The organism is Betaproteobacteria bacterium, assembly GCA_016713305.1.
Lineage (GTDB): Bacteria > Pseudomonadota > Gammaproteobacteria > Burkholderiales.
Window position 1 is genome coordinate 24,779 of sequence record JADJPK010000018.1, and the last position, 16,320, is coordinate 41,098.

Below are 16,320 nucleotides of genomic sequence, written 5' to 3' on the forward strand. Positions count from 1 at the left end.
TGCGGGTCATCGGTTCACCGGCGATTCCGGATCGAGCAGGAAAGCGACGGCGTCGGCAATCTCCTCGGGCGTGAGCCAGCCGTTGTGCCCGAAGCGGGGCATGCTGGTGCAGGGAAAGTAGGCCTGCGGGTTGAAGATCTTACGGTAGGTGTAACGCTGTGCCTCCGGCGAATGGCCGTGGCGATTTCCATAACCGGTAAGAATCGGTCCCAGGTTGCCTGCCGACACTTCCGTGGGCGCCAGCACATGGCACGCATAGCAGTTGCCGCCCTTGCGCCTGCCGGGCGGGTCGGGCTGGATGCGTCCGATATGCCCGCCCGTGCCGATGCCGGCCAGCTTTTCTCCGGCGCGCCAGTCTCCCATCAGCCGGCCGCTCTCCGGATAGCGGAAGCTTTCGCTTTCGGATTTCGCGATCTCTTCGGCCACGCCGGCCGGCGGGCGGTTGCGGTACCGGCTGCAAAGCGCCTGGACACGGTCCTGCTCCAGACGCGTTCGCCATTCTTCGGGAGTTGCGCGCGGATGGGATTGGCGGAGCACCGATTCGGCGTCGGCCGCGAGAACGGTGCCGGAGAGGGCGGTGAAGACCAGGGCGGCCAGCAGTCTCGTCATCGCTTGATCCCCGGCGCCTGCATCACGCCGCCGTTGGCCTGATGCTGCAGATAGAGCTCCAGCGCGATGACGGCCTCGGAGGCGAATTCCGGCTCCGGATGGCGCATCTGCCGGATGCAGTCAACCAGACGGCGTTCCATGGTCCACACGGCACTCTGGGAAACCCGGTAGGCGGGCCAGACCGTCATGGAAACCCGGGCGCTCGCCGCGTCCGTGAAGTTGGGGAGTTCCTGCAGGCGGATTCGCCGGTCGTCCTGTGCGTGGCAGGTCGCGCACGCGAAATCGAGGGGGCCGGACCGCCGGAAGAAGAGTTCCTCGCCGATGGCGAGCAGTTCGGCTTCGCGCGGATGCGTCGCGGCTGCCTCGATGCGGCGGCCCCGGGACTGGCCGGCGACGAACGTGACCAGCGCCTCGACGTCGGAACCGGCCCTGTACCAGCCCTCTTGGGCCTCCTGCCGGGAAAAGCCCTGCAGTTCGACCATGCACGTGACGATGCGGGATTCCGCATCCTCGATGCGGTCCGTATCCGCAAAATAGCGCGGAAGCGCCGCATAGGCCCCCTCGACGACGCCCGGGCCCTGCCCCAGATCGCAGCGCTCCAGCGACACGTTGCGAGGGCCGCGCGCGGTCTGCCAGAGCTCGGCGCCTTTCAGCTCGGTCAGCTCCGCTGGGTTGTCATCCTCCAGCATCTGCCGGTAGCGGGCGATCTCCTCGCTGGCGGAACGTTCCTGCCCGGTCACCGACGAAGGCAGCGCGAGCGCAAGCCCCGAGAGAGCTGCCGCCACCGCCATCGCCCGCCACGTACCGGAGTTCTCGTGCCATTGCATTCGTGTTGCCTCTCACGAACTGCGCGTCGGGGCCGTGCTCCCGCCGCTCAGGAGATCAGGACTTCGTCGGACCGGGAGTCGCCCTTGTTGTCCCGCCACGACACCTTGAGGATCTCGCCCTTGGCGCCCCCCTTGAACTTGAATCCGACGAACGGATTGGCCGATACGGCCGGTCCGAATTGCGCGGTCAGCACGACCCTGCCCTGGTGCATCACGGTGACGTTCTGGATGAAATGGGCCGGCACCGTCTCGCCCTTGTCGTTCTTGCGCTGGCCGGTTTCCATGATGTGACTCATGAGGATCTTCACCTCCGTGGAGTCGCCCTCCGTCCGCGCTCGCACCTTCATCGGATTGCCCATCGCCGCCTCCTCAGCCTCCGCAACCACCCAGGGTGATCTTCACTTCCTTGACGGCATGGACGAAGCGGCCGCCGGAGCGTGCAACGACATACACGTTGGATGTCTGTGCCATCTTGATTCGCGTGCTGACCTCGGGCGCCGTGCCGGGGGGAAACGAGAACAGGGCAGCCAGTGTGTTCGGATTCTTTTCCACGAGGATCGCGAGAGCGTCCGTGTCGGGTGCCCGGCTCACGGCGGCGATCGGCACTACGGCGCCGTGCTCCGCCAGTTCAGGAGCCGTGATCACCACCGATCCGGCGGAACTCGCGGCGCCTCCGCCCAATGCCTTGAGCACGTCCTCCACGCTTTTCGCCTCGAAGGCGATGCGGTTCCATTCGTCCGCCCGGGCGGCGGGAATCCAGCCCGCGGCGGCCAGGGCCGCGGCGAGTCCCGCGAAACTGCCGTCCCGCAGGAAGTCACGTCTGTTCATCGGCGTTCGCCTCCGGGTTGTACGGGAGTACCGGTCTTGACGGCCGGCGAGACGTTCGACGCCTCCCGGGACTCATGGTTTCCATTCACCCGGGTAACGGGTGCGCGGCCGAACGGACGACGTCCGGCGACGGGCGGCAATGATACCGTGCGTCCGGCACCCGCCCTCGCCCCGATACCTCCGATCCCGCGCGCGGACGGCGGAGGCCGGTGTGCTTGCATTTCATGCGTCGAGTCCGTAACTTTGAACCACTAGACGATGTACACGGGGGAAGTGGGATGATGGCCAGCGCTTGCCGCGACCATGCCGGAATGCGTCAACGGAAGAACGCACGGCAGCTGCCGGGTTTCTTGCCTCGCCTGCACGGAAGGAATGGACGGTCGGCATGCAGGACCCTGAAGGCAAACCCGTGTACGCTCCGGTGTTCCGCAGAGCAGGAGCGCGCCTTGCCTCATGCCCGATGTGCTGTGCCCCCGGGCGGTCTGGATCGCAATTCCGCGGGGGCGGGAGCCATCGATTCTGCCGCGTTGCCGCAACTTACCGGCGCCGCGCGCAGTCAGACTCTCGCCCTGCCCGTCCCGCACCAGCAACACGTTTCAAGAGGGAGACCCTGAGTCCGTGTTTGATGCCGCACTGATCTGGCGAGCCTGCCGGCCAGCGCTGATTGCCCTGCTCCTCGTGTCCACCGGCGCGGTCGCCGGCATGCGCGAACCCTTCCTGCTCTCCGACGTGGTCACCCGCAGCCAGAAGGGCGATTCGCCCGACAGCATCATCCGCGCACTGCGAACCACCCGGACCACCTATGCGCTGCGGGGGTCCGATTTCGGCAAGTTGAGGGAAGCGGGCGTCAAGGACGACGTGCTGGATTACATCCAGCAGACGTTCTTCAACGATGTGGATCTGGTGGTCCGCTACTGGTCGGCCGGCGAGACGATGGGCCGGTGCGGCCCTTGTTATCCGCAACAGGTCGATCTCGGCGCTCTGCAAACCGATGGATCGATCCGCCAGATGCCCCCGCCGCTCCGGAGCAATCCCGGGCGCCCACTGGGGCTGCCGGACTGGTACCGCACAGCCCGCAATCACGCCCGGTTGGGCGGCATCACGGTCGACGAACTGCGCGATCTCATGAAGACCGGTCAGACCGAAGAGCAATTGCTGCATGAACTGCGAACGCGCGGGCTCATCGATGTGATCGGCGTGGGAGGCAAGCTTTCTTTCTCGACCCGCCTGTCCGCCGGCATTCCGGGGTCGACGATGGCCGACCTCCACGAGGAAGGGATGAGCGATGCCGTTCTCGACGAGCTGCAGGCCAATCTGCTGGCAGTGATGGTGGAGCATCTGCGGCTCAAGTATCTCAATCTCGGTCGCGGGGCGTTCCACTGAGGGGGAAGTCACCCGGGCTGTCCGCCCACTGCAGGAAATGAAAAGGCCGCTCGACGCGGCCTTTTCTCTTGGAACGGCTCCATGAGACCGCCGCGGAGGCCTCCGCTCAGAACTTCATCGAAGCCGACGCACCGAAGAGGAAGTTGCGCTCTGGCGCCGGCGCGTAGAAGTAGCCGTTGCCGTCGTTCACCGCCACGGCGCCGATGTACTTCTCGCCGAACAGATTGTTCACGCGCACGAAGCCCTGGACCATGAGACCGCCCAGGTCCTTGTTGATACCCGTGCGCAGATCGGTCAGCTGATATCCGTCCGCGAACGCCGTGTTCGTGTCGTTGGCGTACACCTTCGTCACCCAGCGGTTCTCCACGCCGGCAAAAATGCCGGTGGCGGGGTCACGCCAGTTGAGATCGACATACAGGGACGACCGGGGAACGCCGGGAAGCTGCGCGCCTTTCGCCACGGAACCGACGTTGCTGGTGAACGCGTCTTCGAACGTGGCACGCAGATACGTATAGGCAGCGTAGGCGAAGAAGCCACCTCCCAGTTCGCTGTCGGCGGACAGTTCGAGTCCGGATCGCTGCGTCGCACCGGCATTGCGGTAGACGGCACGGCCGGCGATGTTCGCGTCCACCACGATCTCCCGGTTCGAGTAGACCTGGAACAACGCGGCATTGATGCGCAGGTTGTCGGTCACCAGCATCTTGGTGCCGAGTTCGTAGTGATTGCTCGTGCTGGGCTGGACGGCGAAGTTCAGGCCGCTTCCGGTGCTGCGGTACGCCAACTCGATCAGCGTCGGCGTCTCGAAGCTGCGCCCTGCGTTGGCGTACACGTTGATGAGCGGTGTCACCCGGACGAGGGCTCCGATCACCGGCGTCCACGCATCGTATCTCGCCGAACCGCTGTCGTCGGGATTGGTGGTCAGATAGTAGTCCTTGGAGCGGAACGACACCTGCGTATAGCGCAGGCCCACGAACGTGGACAGCGTGGAGATCGGCTGCCATTCCAGCTGGCCGTACATGCCCCAGGATTGCGTGCGGTTGTCTTCGTTGCGCTTGATGATGCCTGCCACGCCGGCGTTGTTGACATATCCCTTGCGCGCTTCCAGAGCCAGGTCGTAATCGGCGCCCACCGTGAACGTGAGCGGCTGGCCCGCAAACAGTTCGGTGTTACGGGTCCAGCGCACGCCGCCGCCGCCATAGTCGCGTGAGAGTTCCGAAACTCCGCCGGAACTCGCTGCGCCCGTTCCCGCAAGGGCGAGAAAGCCGAGATTGTTGCGCTGACCCGCATACGTCATGAGCCGGACCGTGTCCTGTGCATTGAGATTGATGTCGTAGACCAGGCCGACCTGCTTGTTGTCGAGGCTCCGGCGTGTCTTGTACTCGTTGGAACCGCCCGCGGTCGTGGATCCGTTGTCCGGTCGGGCCTGGCGTGGATTCGCCGCTACCTGCGCTGCGTTCAGCGTCAGCGGATCGAGATCCTCCGGCTGGTCCATGTAGTTGGCCACGACCGTGAGCTTGGACGACTCGCCCACCTTGGCGTCGAATTTGGCGTTGAACAGATAGCGTTCGGACGAACTGCGCTGGCGGTAGCCTTCCGTGGAAAGATAGCTGCCGCTGGCCGTGACGCCGACGTCGCCGTAACGCCCGCCGAACTTGAGCCCGTAGCGCATCGTGTCGAAGCTGCCGAAAGCCAGGTTGCCGGACAGCGTGGGCTGTTTCGGCGCGTCCTCGGTGAAGATCTGGACGATGCCGCCGGAGTGGTTGCCGTACAGGGCGGAGAACGGACCTCGCATGACCTCGACGCGGGAGGCCGAGGCGAAATCGAAGTTACCGCTGGCGCCCTGCCCATCCGGCGTGCTGGCCGGGACCCCGTCCACGTAGATCCGCACGCCCCGGGTGCCGAACTGCGACCGGGCGCCGAAACCGCGGATGACGATCTGCTGCTCCTGCGCGTAGGTCTCGCGGTTCTGCACATACGTGCCCGGAACGCGAGGCAGCGTCTCGGAAACGTTCGCACCCAGCCTTGCCTCCGTCAACGCGCGATTGTCGAGCGCGTCGATGGCCACCGGAAGATCGAGGCTCGACTTCTCGGTGCGGGTTGCGGAGACCACCACGGGCGCCGAGCGGACGGTGCTCTGAGCCTGCGCTTCGGCAATGGCAAGGCAGGCGAACGCAACGGCAATCGCAGTGCGGCTGCGGGAAGGAAGACCCTCTGCGGGGCGGAATCCGTACATCGACATCTCCAACTGGCTGGTTTTCTTGAGGACGGCACGACAGTGCCGCCGGAGTTCGCGGAGCATTCTCGGGCTCGAACGCGATCTTGGACAAAAGCGAAGGGCCGCTTTGACAGCGGCCCTTCGCCGGGATCGTTCAACCGGTTCAGCGGTTGGCGATGTACATCGTCACTTCGAAGCCGAAGCGCATTTCGGTGTATTCAGGTTTGGTCCACATGATCGGTTCCTCGAGTCGGTGGTGTCGGAAGGGACCGCTGTCGTTCAGCGGTTGGCGATGTACATCGTCACTTCGAAGCCGAAGCGCATTTCGGTGTATTCAGGCTTGGTCCACATGATCGGATCCTCGTGTCGGTGGTTTCGGGAGACCGTGTTCGGGTCAGAAACGATTCTCCGCATCGCACCTCACCGCCGCCACGGCAAAACACTGAAACGGGCCTCATGATTTTCATGAGCGCGCGGGGACTCAGGGATCCATAAGTCCATGACGCATTGCAACAATCGCCAGTTCGGCGGAATTGGCGGCGCCCAGTTTCTGCTTGATGTTGTAGAGATGGGTGCCGATGGTTCTGGGGCTCAGCGACATGACCTGAGCGATGTCGGCGACGCTCTGGCCACGGGCGAGCGCCAGGAACACCTTGAATTCCTTTTCGGACAGCATGTCCACCGGACTGCGATCCCCGCTCACCTGCCGCACCGCGATCTCCTGGGCGATCGCGGGCTCGAGGTAGGTCCGCCCCTGATTGACGAGCCGGATCGCCTGGATCAGTGCATCGGGCGCCGTCCGCTTGGAGAGATACCCGAGCGCGCCGGCCTTCAGCACCCTCTTGGCGTGCTGGCTGTCCTCGTGTGCCGTCAGCACCAGGATCTTCGCGCCCGGCTCCCGGGCCAGAATCCGCGACAACGCTTCCAGCCCCCCCATCCCGGGCATGGAGAGATCCAGCACGAGCACGTCGGGATGCACCTCGTGATAGCGCTTGATGGCGTCTTCGCCGCTTTCCGCCTCGGCCACCACGCGCATGTCGGGCGATCCTTCCAGCAGCAACCGGAAACCCATGCGCACGACGGCATGGTCGTCCGCCAGCATGACCTTGATGATGAGATCGCTCGTGCTCATTTTCCTGGAATCTTTTCCGGTGCGTCGGGCGTGAGCGCAGCGTCCAGCGGCAGCGACACGCTCACTGCGAGACCCTCGCCTTCGCCGCTGCGAAGTTCGAACGTGCCGCCGAGGGCCTCGGCGCGCTCGCGCATTCCGAGCAATCCGAAGCGGGTGGCGCGCTGGGCATCGGGCTCGCTGAGCCCCCGCCCGTCGTCGCGCACGCTCACGCGCAATTCATCGTGCCCCGGGCGGGACGTTCTGTCCACCCGCACCTCGGCCCGCGTCGCGCGGGCGTGCTTCACGATGTTGTTGAGACATTCCTGCACGATCCTGTACACGGTGATGTTGACGGTCTCCCCGAGCCCGTTCGTGTCCCCGTGAACCTCCAGCACGAACGCCACCTCGGGGTGCAGTGTTCGCCACTGCATCACGGCTTCCTCGAGCGCTTCCTTCAATCCCAGGTGATCCAGCGCGCTGGGGCGCAACTGCCGGATGATGCCGTGCAAGGCGTCGTAGATGCGCCCCGCCGTGTCGACGATCATCCGGGCGCCCTCATGGATGTCCGGCTGCGTCGATTCGGTCTTCCGTGCGATCACCGTCCCGATGGTGCGTACGGCCGTCGCGCACTGTCCGAGTTCGTCGTGAAGTTCACGAGCAATCGTGCGGCGCTCCTCCTCGAGACTCGACTGGATGAGCCGCGTGAGACGGCGATTCTGCTCGAGTTCCGCTTCGGCCTCGCGCGCCCGCTTGAGTTCGGTGACATCGCGGATGGAGTAGATCTCGCCGATCACTTCGTCGGCAGAAGGATCGATCAAGGGCGCCGCAGCGAGTGCGACGTCGATCTGCCGCCCGTCCCGGGTGCGCCGCCGGGTCTCGAGGTGGTCGATCGTTCCGCGCCGGCGCAGCGCCGTCGAATGGTCCGCAAGTTCCGCCAGGAGGTCATGCGGCACGAGGAGACGGGACGGCTGGCCGACGATCTCGTCCGCGGTGAAACCGAAGAGCCGCTCGGCGGCCGGGTTCCAGTAGGAGACGCGCCCTTCGAGGTCGAGGATGATGATCGCGTCGCTCGATTGCTGGGCGATCAGCGCGAGCCGCCGGTTCTCGGCGAGACTCCGCTCCAGCTTCTCCGCCATCCCGTTGAAGGTGTGGCTGATCGCCTCGAACTCCGGAGTCGCCAGGCGGGGCAGGCGGGCGGAGAGATCGCCCTGTTCCATGCGCTGCAGCCCCGCAAGAATGGATTCCACCGGCCGCAACGAGCGGCCGATCAGGAAGAACACCAGCACGTTGACCGCGACGAGAAACGCTGCGACGACCGCCACCAGCGTCTTGAGGTCGTCCCATGCGTCGAGAACTGCCCGGGAGGCATCGACGGTCACCGTCACGTTGGCACCATGCGCGGGCAGATTGACGACCGGCAGGCGGGGACGGACCAGGCGCACGAACCAATCCGGCGCCGAACGGCCCACCTTGTACACCGAGGGAGGTGACGTGTAGACCTCCGCGCCATCGGTGTCGAAGAGCTTGATCTCGTGCGCCCGGACACGGCCGAGTTCTCGAAGGAACGACAGCAGGACGTCCTGCATGTCGCCCTCCTCGCGGGAAACCACCTGGGCATCGCGAATCACGGTGGACAGAAGTTGCAGCGTGACCCGGTTGGCGCCCTCCATCTCCTCCCGGATGGATCGCCGCGTGTCTTCCACCACGATGTTCAGCACCGCTGCCGTGAACAGCACCGTGAGAACGGTGATCAGCAGGTTGATCCGGAAGTGAAGGCTCATGGGCACATCACGCGCGTGCCAGTGCGCGCAAGGACCCGGCCGCGGCCATGAGTTCGCGTTCGAACGCGGGGTGCGACGACGCGTGCTTCGCCGACGGGATCATCACAAGCCGGGCGCCGGGCCAACGCCGTGAGAGTTCGACGGCGGTGACCGGCGGACAGACGAAATCCATGGCCCCGTGCAGGAGGATGCACGGAAGGTGCGCGATCCGGTGGACGTCATCGAGAAGCTGGCGGTCGCGCAGGAAGCAGCCGTGCTTGAGATAGTGCACCTGCACGCGGGCTCGGGCGAGCGCTCCATCGTCGGACGTCGCCGCTGGCGACACCGACGATCCCTCGCCGATGGACATGATGGCCGACTCGTAGGCATTCCAGCGCGCGGCCGCAGCGAGGGCCCGCGGACGATCGGCGCCTTGAAGCAGTTCATGGTAGAGGCTCACGAGTTGCGGCCAGGTTGCGCGGGGTGCCACCTCGTGAAGAGCGTCCCAGGCATCGGGAATGAACTGGCGCAATCCGGCGAAATACCATTCGAGTTCCGAACGCGAGGCGGTGAAGATTCCGCGCAGCACGAGCGCGCTCACCCTTGCGGGATGTGCCTGCGCATAGGCCAGCGCGAGCGTGCTTCCCCAGGAACCCCCGAACATCATCCAGCGACCCACGCCCAGCAGTTCGCGAATGCGCTCGATGTCCTGGATGAGGTGCGCGGTCGTGTTGAACGCCGTTGCGCCGGAGGGCGCGCTGCGGCCGCAGCCACGCTGATCGAACAGCACGATCCGGTGTTGCGAAGGATCGAAGTAGCGGCGGTGGTCGGGTTTGATGCAACTGCCGGGCCCCCCGTGGAGAAAGAGCACCGGCGCGCCGTCCGGATTGCCGCACTGCTCCACGTACAGCCGGTGACCGCCATCGACGGCAATCAGATCGGCGCGATACGGCTCGATGGGCGGAAAGAGCGTTGTGGCCGCATTCGCCGGTGCGTCGTTCACGGGGTCACTCCAGTCGGAACACGATGGGGATCATGACGGTGAATTCCCTGCCCTTGAAGTCGTCGGGCGGCCTGGGCAGCGTCCGGACCCGCTTGACCTTCTCGATGGCTTCCTCGTCCAGCAGCGCGAACCCGCTGGACTTCGCCACCGTCACGTCCTTGATCTTCGCATCGCGCCCCATCCGGACCAGGACCTCGGTGGTTCCCTGCTGTCCCGTCATCTGCGCCCGCTTGGGATAGCGCTGGTCCTTGCCGATCTCGCGGGACAGACGCAGACCGTACGCTTCCAATGCGGCACGATCCACGGCGCCCGTGCCCGGGACCGGTGCGATCTCGGGACGCGAGGTGCCTTCCGCCGCGGCCTGCGGACCGGAAGCATGCGCCGATTCGGGTTTTCCTCGTCCCAGAACGGGCGCGGCGGGCAGCGAAGGCACGGCCGAGGGCTTGGGCCGCCCCGGGGCCGCCGCGCTCACGACGATGGCGGGGCGATCCACGCTGATGGCAGGACGCGGTTCCTTGGCAGGCTCCGTCCGCGCGGCCTGGAGTTCCGGCCGCGCGGCGGAAGATGCCGGAGGTACGACGTCCGCGGATCTGGCCGTGGCCGGTTTCTCCAGGGCGACGTCGGGACGCGCGGTCCGCGTCACCTCGGGCCGTGTCTCCACTCGATGTGCCTCGGGAACCGGCTTGATGGGAGGCACGGGCCGGTCCAGGGGCGCCACAGCGACCGGGGTGTCGCGGGCGGGTGCTTCGGCGATCACGGGACGCTCGGCGGGACGCGTCTCGGGCCGCACGATGGGCACAGGCGCGGGTCTGGACACCGGCGAGGATTCCGTCCGCAGCACCGGGGCAGCCGTCGACCGCGGCCCTTCGACGCTCTCGTGCGCATCCGGCATGACGGATACGGCGGGCTTGGCAACAACCACCGTTTCGCTTCGCGCGGGAGCACGCGCAGACTCGGCAGGACGGGCCACGATGGCGGGCGCGGCACCGTCGGGGCGGGTTTCGACCGGGGGACGAGCCGACGGCGCAGCGGCCACCGCGGGCCGGACATCGGGACGGGGATCCGGACGAACATCCGGCTTGAGCTCCGGACGTGCCGGCGCAACGGCCTCCACCCGGTGGGGCGCACGATGATCCTCGCGCGGAGCGGGGACCGCCGCACCCGCCCGCGGAACGTCGAGCGATGCTTCCGCACGGATCGCCGCGCGGATCTCCGGCTGCAGCGACGGCTTCGGGGCAGCCACCGGATCGGGCCTGCGCGCCGCGGGTGCGTCCGCACTGGCTTGCACGGAAGGGGCCGTGAGCCTGGGAACGTCGGTCGACGCCTCCGGACGGATCGCCGCGCGGATCTCCGGTTGCAAGGACGGCTTCGGGGCAGCCACCGGATCGGGCCTGCGCGCTGCGGGTACGTCCGCACTGGCCTGCACCGAAGGGGCCGTGAGCCTGGGAACGTCGGTCGACGCCTGAAGCCTCGGCGCTGCCCGCAGGTCCGGCACGGCCTTCGCGCCTGCGAGGGGACGCGATTCGGAACGTGCCGGCTGGGGAAGTACCGTGGCGTCCGGAACGGCGAGCTGACGCGGATCGAGCCGGGGCGCAGCAGCCCCGACCTCGGGCCGGACAGTCCCTGCAATTCTCGGCGCGGTATCGATGCGCGGCTGGACAGGGCTTGCCGGAGGAGCCGGAAGCGATGGCGGAGGTAGATCCGCCTTCGCAGAAAGCCGGGGCGCAGATGCGGCCTTGCGCGGGGGCTTTCCCTTGGCAAGCTTCACAGGCTTCGGCGCGGGCTTCGGCTTCACCACCGGTTCAGGTGGTGGCTCGGGCGGCGGTGGCGGCGGTTTCGCGGGTTCGATCAGGCGGATCTCGACGACTTCCGTCTTGCGCGCCTGCGGCCTGCGGACCTCGGGCCCGAATGCAACGAACAGAACGTGTGCGAGCAACGAGACGGCAAAGGCCGCGATGAACGAGCGGTCGGCATACCACGGCGAGTTGCGCGAGGACGACACCGCGCCGTACGTGCTGTCGTGCAACGAACTGGCGCGGCGCTCAGAGCCGTGAATCATCACCCGCGCGCCGGGCCGCGAAACTCATGAATTTCATGAGACCACATTGCTGATTTTTTCGAGGGAAGGTGCTGCCGCATGCAAGAGACTTGCGTCCCAGGAGTCGTCGATGCCGATCCCGGAAGCCCTCTGCCGGGGTGCGGAACAGGATGGGACCGACGACTCCGAGAAGAGCGGCATTGCAGTGCCGCTCATCCCTGAACTCTCTATCACCTGGAGGTCATCATGTGGAGCAAGCCTGAATACACCGAAATGCGTTTCGGATTCGAAGTCACGATGTACATCGCGAATCGCTGATTCGCGACGACGGTCCGCGAAGGGTCCCCCGGATCCTTCGCGTGTCCAGGCGCCTGCCCCGGCGCTGAATCGCTCGATCAAGTCCAGGCAAAGTCATGAAGATCCGTGTTCTGGGTGCCGCCGCGGGCGGCGGATTTCCCCAGTGGAACTGCAACTGTCCCAACTGCGACGGTCTGCGCAAGGGAACGATGCGGGCATCGGCCAGGACTCAGTCGTCCATCGCGGTGAGCGGCAATGGCGTCGATTGGGTGCTGTTCAACGCATCCCCCGACATCCTCGCGCAGATCAAGTCCTTTCCCGCGCTGCAGCCCGCGCGCTCGTTGCGGGACACCGGCATCCGGGCCGTGGTGCTCATGGACGGGCAGATCGATCACACCACCGGCCTGCTGATGCTGCGCGAAGGCAAGCCACTCGAACTGTACTGCACGGACATGGTCCGAGAGGACATGACCACGGGAAATCCGTTGTTCAACATTCTCGGGCACTACTGCGGCGTGCACTGGCACCGCATTCCGGTGGAACCGGAGAACCGCTTCGAGATTCCCGGTGCCGAACAGCTGCAGTTCACCTCAGTAGTGCTCAGGAGCAAGGCGCCTCCCTATTCTCCGCACCGCGACAATCCGCACGACGGCGACAACATCGGCATGTTCATCCGGGATGCACGAACCGGCGGATCGCTGTTCTACGCCCCCGGCCTGGGAGAGATCGAACCTCATCTGAAGCCCTATCTGGAGACGGCGGACTGCGTCATGGTGGATGGGACCTTCTGGACCGATGACGAAATGGTCACGCTGGGCATCTCCCGCAAGCGGGCCCGCGACATCGGCCATCTGCCGCAGTCTGGTCCGGGCGGCATGATGGAAGTGCTGACGCCGTTGCGCGCGCGCCGCAAGGTGCTCATCCACATCAACAACACCAATCCGATCCTGAACGAGGACTCGCCGGAGCGCGCCGCGCTCGCAAGGGCGGGCATCGAGATCGCGTTCGACGGAATGGACATCGAGATCTGAGGAACACGCTCATGGGAATGGCCGAGAACCTGCCCTGGACCCGGGAAGAATTCGAACAGCAGTTGCGTGCGAAGGGCAGCCGGTACCACATCTATCACCCGTACCACGTGGCGATGAACAGCGGCAAGCTGTCCCGCGAGCAGATCCAGGGATGGGTGTGCAATCGCTTCTACTACCAGATCGCGATCCCGGTGAAGGACGCCGCGGTGATGTCCAACATGCCGGACCGCGATCATCGGCGGTTGTGGATCCAGCGCATCATCGATCACGATGGCACGGCAGGCGACGAAGGCGGCATCGAAGCGTGGCTCACGCTCGCCGACGCGGTGGGATTGCAGCGCTCCGAAGTGACCTCGCTCCAGCACGTGCTGCCCGGCGTCCGCTTCGCGGTGGATGCATACATCAACTTCGCCCGCACCCGGCCATGGCAGGAAGCCGTGTGCTCCTCCCTCACCGAACTCTTCGCGCCGGAGATCCACAAGGAACGCCTGGCCAACTGGCCGCAGCACTATCCATGGATCGACCAGTCGGGGTACGCCTACTTCCGCAAGCGCCTGTCGGAAGCACGCCGCGATGTCGAGCATGGGCTGCGGGTGACGCTTGATTACTTCCGCACCCGCGAACAGCAGCAGCGTGCGCTGGACATCGTGCAGTTCAAGCTGGATGTGCTGTGGACCATGTGCGACGCGATGATGGTCAACTACGGCATCGGCGCGCACCGGGTGGGCTGACATGGGCGAGCCCAGGCGTGTCGCCTTCGATCACTCCGTACCGCTGTCGATCGCGAAGTACTTCCGGTTCCAGTGGGAACCCGCGCAGAACTGTCACGTGCTCCTGTACCCCGAAGGCATGGTGAAACTGCCCGGCAGCGCCGGCGAGATCATGAAGCGGGTGGACGGCACGAAGAGTCTCGACAGCATCGTCGAGGCTCTCCAGTCGGCATTTCCGGAGGCGCCGGATCTGCGTGCCGACGTGGTGGATTTCCTGGAGGTGGCACATGGGAACGGCTGGATCCGCCCCGCGAACGCCCAGTAGTCCGCACTGGCTCAATGCGGAGCTGACGTACAAGTGCCCTTTGCACTGCGTCTTCTGCTACAACCCCGTCGACTACGCCGGATACGGCCCCGAACTGACGACCGAGGAATGGCTGCGGGTGCTGAGGCAGGGTCGCGAGCTGGGACTGGTGCAGCTCGGCCTGTCCGGGGGCGAGCCGTTGATGCGCGACGACCTCGAAGTCATCATCGCGGAAGCCGGACGCCTGGGCTATTACACGAACCTCATCACGTCGGGCATCGGACTCACCGAGAAACGGATCGCCGCCTTCAAGGAGGGCGGCCTCAACCACATCCAGCTCTCGTTCCAGGACTCCTCGCGCGAGATGAACGACTGGCTCTCCAGCACCAAGACGTTCGAGCTGAAGAAGCGCGCGGCGGATCTCATCCAGAAATACGACTATCCGATGGTCTTCAACTGCGTGATGCACAGGCACAACCTGGATCACACGCAGCAGATTCTCGAGATGGCCGAGACTCTGGGTGCGGAGTTCGTCGAATTGGCAAACACGCAGTTCTACGCGTGGGCGATGGAGAATCGCGAGCAACTGATGCCCACACGGGAACAGTTGCAGCATGCCGAAGCCGTGACCAACGCATTCCGCGCGAAGGTCGGCGACAAGATGAAGATCTACTTCGTCAATCCCGACTACTACGAATCGCGCCCCAAGGCCTGCATGAATGGCTGGGGATCGATCTTCGTCAACATCGCGGCCGATGGCGTGGTGCTGCCCTGTCACGAAGCGCGGATGCTGCCGGGCCTCTCCTTCCCCAACGTGAAGGATCACGATCTGCGCTGGATCTGGTACGACTCGCCGGGCTTCAACGCCTACCGGGGAGACGGCTGGATGAAGGAGCCTTGCCGCACGTGCCCGGAGAAGGAGAAGGACTTCGGCGGCTGCCGTTGCCAGGCTTTCATGCTTACCGGGGACCCCGCCAACGCAGATCCGGTCTGCGATCTCTCTCCTCACCACGAACTCATCACGGAAGCGGTCGCGAGAGCGCAGGCTCCGCAACTGCCGGCCGGGGTCAAGCCGATCGTGTTTCGCGATGACCGCAATTCGCGGTCGTTTGCGGACGCGCGCGGGAAACTGCAGAAGGTCGAGTGAGGCATCGCGCGATCCCGCCGGGCGGGATCGCGCGATGCCTGTTCAGTGGTGGTGATGTCCGCCGGGGCCGTGCGCGTGCCCGTGGGAGATCTCTTCCCGGGAGGCCTTGCGCACTTCGGTGACCGTGCAGGAGAACTGCAGCGCCTTGCCGGCGAGCGGATGATTCCCGTCGACGACCACCTTGTCGTCCGTGACGTCGGTGACCGTGTATACCGTCACGTGCCCGGATTCCTGCGACGTGCCCTGGAACTGCATGCCCACCGCGACGTTCTTGGGAAACAGGTTGCGTGCCTCGATGCGGATCAACTGCGCGTCGTAGTCGCCGAAGGCATCTTCAGGTTCCAGCCGCACGGAACATTCGTCGCCGGCGCGCTTGCCCTCCAGCGCTTCCTCCACACGCGGAAAAATTCCGTGATGTCCGCCGTGCAGATAGGTGATGGGACTGTCGGTCTTTTCGAGCACGACGCCGTCGGTATCGGCCAGTTCGTAGCTCAGGGAGACGACGGTGTTCTTTTCTATGGCAACGCTCATTGCATTCCTTTCAGGACGTTCAAGACTTCGTGGGCGTGGCCCCGCGGGCTCACGCCATACATGGCACGCACGACGTGCCCCCGGCGATCGATGACGAAAGTGGATCGCTGCACGCAGCGGCGGCGTCCCCCTTCGAATTCCTTCTCCACCAGCACGCCGTACTGGCGGCACACGTCTCCGTCGGGATCCGACAACAGTTCCACGGCGATGCCATGCTTGTCGCGGAAGGCGCCGTGCGCCAGGCAGTCGTCCATGCTGACCCCGAGGACGATCGCGTGATGCCGCTTGAAGGAGTCCTCGAGGTCGCTGAAATCGATGGCCTCGATGGTGCAGCCCGGCGTGTCATCCTTGATGTAGAAGTAAAGCACGACGTGGTTCCTGCCCAGGAACGAATCCAGACTGACCATGTTCATTTCCGCATCGGGCAGGTCGAAACGAGGCGCGGGGTCTCCTTCCTTCAGCATTGACGGCGGCTCCTCGATCACGTCACGATCGATTCTAACTGAATTGAATTGCGCATCTCCCC

Annotated in this window: 19 protein-coding genes; 6 read left to right on the plus strand and 13 right to left on the minus strand. The window is 65.3% G+C overall.

Going from position 1 to position 16,320, the window contains the following annotated elements:
• Window positions 1–6 precede the first annotated feature (6 nt).
• The 4 genes from soxX to soxY all read right to left on the minus strand — a co-directional run bounded on the left by soxX (window position 7) and on the right by soxY (window position 2,264).
• The gene (soxX, locus tag IPK20_19385) at window positions 7–609 is read right to left on the minus strand and encodes a sulfur oxidation c-type cytochrome SoxX (protein MBK8018656.1); all 603 of its coding nucleotides are present in this window, start codon (window positions 607–609) and stop codon (window positions 7–9) included.
• Complete coding sequence (gene soxA, locus IPK20_19390) at window positions 606–1,400, minus strand: sulfur oxidation c-type cytochrome SoxA (protein ID MBK8018657.1); 795 nt, start codon at window positions 1,398–1,400, stop codon at window positions 606–608. The genes soxX and soxA overlap by 4 nt, the downstream gene beginning before the upstream one ends.
• Before the next feature lie 83 nt (window positions 1,401–1,483).
• Window positions 1,484–1,795 (minus strand): thiosulfate oxidation carrier complex protein SoxZ, encoded by a 312-nt coding sequence (gene soxZ / locus IPK20_19395; protein MBK8018658.1) that lies wholly within the window; start codon window positions 1,793–1,795, stop codon window positions 1,484–1,486.
• Window positions 1,796–1,805: 10 nt separating this feature from the next.
• Window positions 1,806–2,264, minus strand: coding sequence for a thiosulfate oxidation carrier protein SoxY (gene soxY, locus IPK20_19400; protein ID MBK8018659.1), 459 nt, complete (start codon window positions 2,262–2,264; stop codon window positions 1,806–1,808).
• A 618-nt stretch (window positions 2,265–2,882) separates the two neighbouring features.
• Here soxY and IPK20_19405 point away from each other — a divergent pair.
• The gene (locus IPK20_19405; GenBank protein MBK8018660.1) at window positions 2,883–3,647 is read left to right on the plus strand and encodes a hypothetical protein; all 765 of its coding nucleotides are present in this window, start codon (window positions 2,883–2,885) and stop codon (window positions 3,645–3,647) included.
• Between the two features lie 106 nt (window positions 3,648–3,753).
• Here IPK20_19405 and IPK20_19410 read toward each other — a convergent pair whose 3' ends face one another.
• The 7 genes from IPK20_19410 to IPK20_19440 form a co-directional block, all read right to left on the minus strand.
• A complete protein-coding gene (locus tag IPK20_19410) occupies window positions 3,754–5,946 on the minus strand; it encodes a TonB-dependent receptor (GenBank protein MBK8018661.1) in 2,193 nt (730 codons plus the stop codon).
• A gap of 79 nt (window positions 5,947–6,025) precedes the next feature.
• Complete coding sequence (pqqA, locus tag IPK20_19415) at window positions 6,026–6,097, minus strand: pyrroloquinoline quinone precursor peptide PqqA (GenBank protein MBK8018662.1); 72 nt, start codon at window positions 6,095–6,097, stop codon at window positions 6,026–6,028.
• A gap of 44 nt (window positions 6,098–6,141) precedes the next feature.
• Complete coding sequence (gene pqqA / locus IPK20_19420) at window positions 6,142–6,213, minus strand: pyrroloquinoline quinone precursor peptide PqqA (GenBank protein MBK8018663.1); 72 nt, start codon at window positions 6,211–6,213, stop codon at window positions 6,142–6,144.
• Between the two features lie 130 nt (window positions 6,214–6,343).
• On the minus strand, window positions 6,344–6,964 hold the full coding sequence (locus tag IPK20_19425; GenBank protein ID MBK8018664.1) for a response regulator transcription factor: 621 nt from the start codon (window positions 6,962–6,964) through the stop codon (window positions 6,344–6,346).
• A 26-nt stretch (window positions 6,965–6,990) separates the two neighbouring features.
• Window positions 6,991–8,754: a PAS domain S-box protein gene (locus IPK20_19430; GenBank protein MBK8018665.1), complete on the minus strand. Its 1,764-nt coding sequence runs from the start codon at window positions 8,752–8,754 to the stop codon at window positions 6,991–6,993.
• A 7-nt stretch (window positions 8,755–8,761) separates the two neighbouring features.
• Window positions 8,762–9,736 (minus strand): prolyl aminopeptidase, encoded by a 975-nt coding sequence (pip, locus tag IPK20_19435; GenBank protein MBK8018666.1) that lies wholly within the window; start codon window positions 9,734–9,736, stop codon window positions 8,762–8,764.
• A 4-nt stretch (window positions 9,737–9,740) separates the two neighbouring features.
• A complete protein-coding gene (locus IPK20_19440; GenBank protein ID MBK8018667.1) occupies window positions 9,741–11,795 on the minus strand; it encodes a TonB family protein in 2,055 nt (684 codons plus the stop codon).
• A 225-nt stretch (window positions 11,796–12,020) separates the two neighbouring features.
• Here IPK20_19440 and pqqA (IPK20_19445) point away from each other — a divergent pair, with 225 nt between their 5' ends.
• From pqqA (IPK20_19445) to pqqE, 5 genes are all read left to right on the plus strand, one after another.
• Entirely contained in the window at window positions 12,021–12,092 is a 72-nt protein-coding gene (gene pqqA / locus IPK20_19445; GenBank protein MBK8018668.1) for a pyrroloquinoline quinone precursor peptide PqqA, read from the plus strand.
• A 95-nt stretch (window positions 12,093–12,187) separates the two neighbouring features.
• Entirely contained in the window at window positions 12,188–13,102 is a 915-nt protein-coding gene (gene pqqB / locus IPK20_19450) for a pyrroloquinoline quinone biosynthesis protein PqqB (GenBank protein MBK8018669.1), read from the plus strand.
• A 17-nt stretch (window positions 13,103–13,119) separates the two neighbouring features.
• Window positions 13,120–13,833 (plus strand): pyrroloquinoline-quinone synthase PqqC, encoded by a 714-nt coding sequence (gene pqqC / locus IPK20_19455; GenBank protein ID MBK8018670.1) that lies wholly within the window; start codon window positions 13,120–13,122, stop codon window positions 13,831–13,833.
• Between the two features lies 1 nt (window position 13,834).
• Entirely contained in the window at window positions 13,835–14,137 is a 303-nt protein-coding gene (pqqD, locus tag IPK20_19460) for a pyrroloquinoline quinone biosynthesis peptide chaperone PqqD (GenBank protein MBK8018671.1), read from the plus strand.
• On the plus strand, window positions 14,100–15,263 hold the full coding sequence (pqqE, locus tag IPK20_19465) for a pyrroloquinoline quinone biosynthesis protein PqqE (GenBank protein MBK8018672.1): 1,164 nt from the start codon (window positions 14,100–14,102) through the stop codon (window positions 15,261–15,263). The genes pqqD and pqqE overlap by 38 nt, the downstream gene beginning before the upstream one ends.
• A gap of 42 nt (window positions 15,264–15,305) precedes the next feature.
• On the opposite strand, the gene IPK20_19470 is transcribed toward pqqE, so the two are convergent.
• Together IPK20_19470 and IPK20_19475 are read right to left on the minus strand one after the other, a co-directional pair.
• Window positions 15,306–15,794: an FKBP-type peptidyl-prolyl cis-trans isomerase gene (locus IPK20_19470; protein MBK8018673.1), complete on the minus strand. Its 489-nt coding sequence runs from the start codon at window positions 15,792–15,794 to the stop codon at window positions 15,306–15,308.
• Window positions 15,791–16,258, minus strand: coding sequence for a peroxiredoxin (locus IPK20_19475; GenBank protein MBK8018674.1), 468 nt, complete (start codon window positions 16,256–16,258; stop codon window positions 15,791–15,793). Before IPK20_19475 ends, IPK20_19470 begins: the two co-directional genes overlap by 4 nt.
• Window positions 16,259–16,320 lie beyond the last annotated feature (62 nt).

What these genes read in the sequence shown, in the direction of transcription:
- pqqC (MBK8018670.1), top strand. Translation starts at nt 13,120, where the DNA reads ATGGCCGAGAACCTGCCCTGGACCCGGGAAGAATTCGAACAGCAGTTG.
- IPK20_19425 (MBK8018664.1), bottom strand. Translation starts at nt 6,964, where the DNA reads ATGCTGGCGGACGACCATGCCGTCGTGCGCATGGGTTTCCGGTTGCTG.
- IPK20_19430 (MBK8018665.1), bottom strand. Translation starts at nt 8,754, where the DNA reads ATGAGCCTTCACTTCCGGATCAACCTGCTGATCACCGTTCTCACGGTG.
- soxZ (MBK8018658.1), bottom strand. Translation starts at nt 1,795, where the DNA reads ATGGGCAATCCGATGAAGGTGCGAGCGCGGACGGAGGGCGACTCCACG.
- soxX (MBK8018656.1), bottom strand. Translation starts at nt 609, where the DNA reads ATGACGAGACTGCTGGCCGCCCTGGTCTTCACCGCCCTCTCCGGCACC.
- soxY (MBK8018659.1), bottom strand. Translation starts at nt 2,264, where the DNA reads ATGAACAGACGTGACTTCCTGCGGGACGGCAGTTTCGCGGGACTCGCC.
- soxA (MBK8018657.1), bottom strand. Translation starts at nt 1,400, where the DNA reads ATGGCGGTGGCGGCAGCTCTCTCGGGGCTTGCGCTCGCGCTGCCTTCG.
- pqqD (MBK8018671.1), top strand. Translation starts at nt 13,835, where the DNA reads ATGGGCGAGCCCAGGCGTGTCGCCTTCGATCACTCCGTACCGCTGTCG.
- pqqB (MBK8018669.1), top strand. Translation starts at nt 12,188, where the DNA reads ATGAAGATCCGTGTTCTGGGTGCCGCCGCGGGCGGCGGATTTCCCCAG.
- IPK20_19475 (MBK8018674.1), bottom strand. Translation starts at nt 16,258, where the DNA reads ATGCTGAAGGAAGGAGACCCCGCGCCTCGTTTCGACCTGCCCGATGCG.
- IPK20_19440 (MBK8018667.1), bottom strand. Translation starts at nt 11,795, where the DNA reads ATGATTCACGGCTCTGAGCGCCGCGCCAGTTCGTTGCACGACAGCACG.
- pqqE (MBK8018672.1), top strand. Translation starts at nt 14,100, where the DNA reads ATGGGAACGGCTGGATCCGCCCCGCGAACGCCCAGTAGTCCGCACTGG.
- IPK20_19410 (MBK8018661.1), bottom strand. Translation starts at nt 5,946, where the DNA reads ATGCTCCGCGAACTCCGGCGGCACTGTCGTGCCGTCCTCAAGAAAACC.
- IPK20_19470 (MBK8018673.1), bottom strand. Translation starts at nt 15,794, where the DNA reads ATGAGCGTTGCCATAGAAAAGAACACCGTCGTCTCCCTGAGCTACGAA.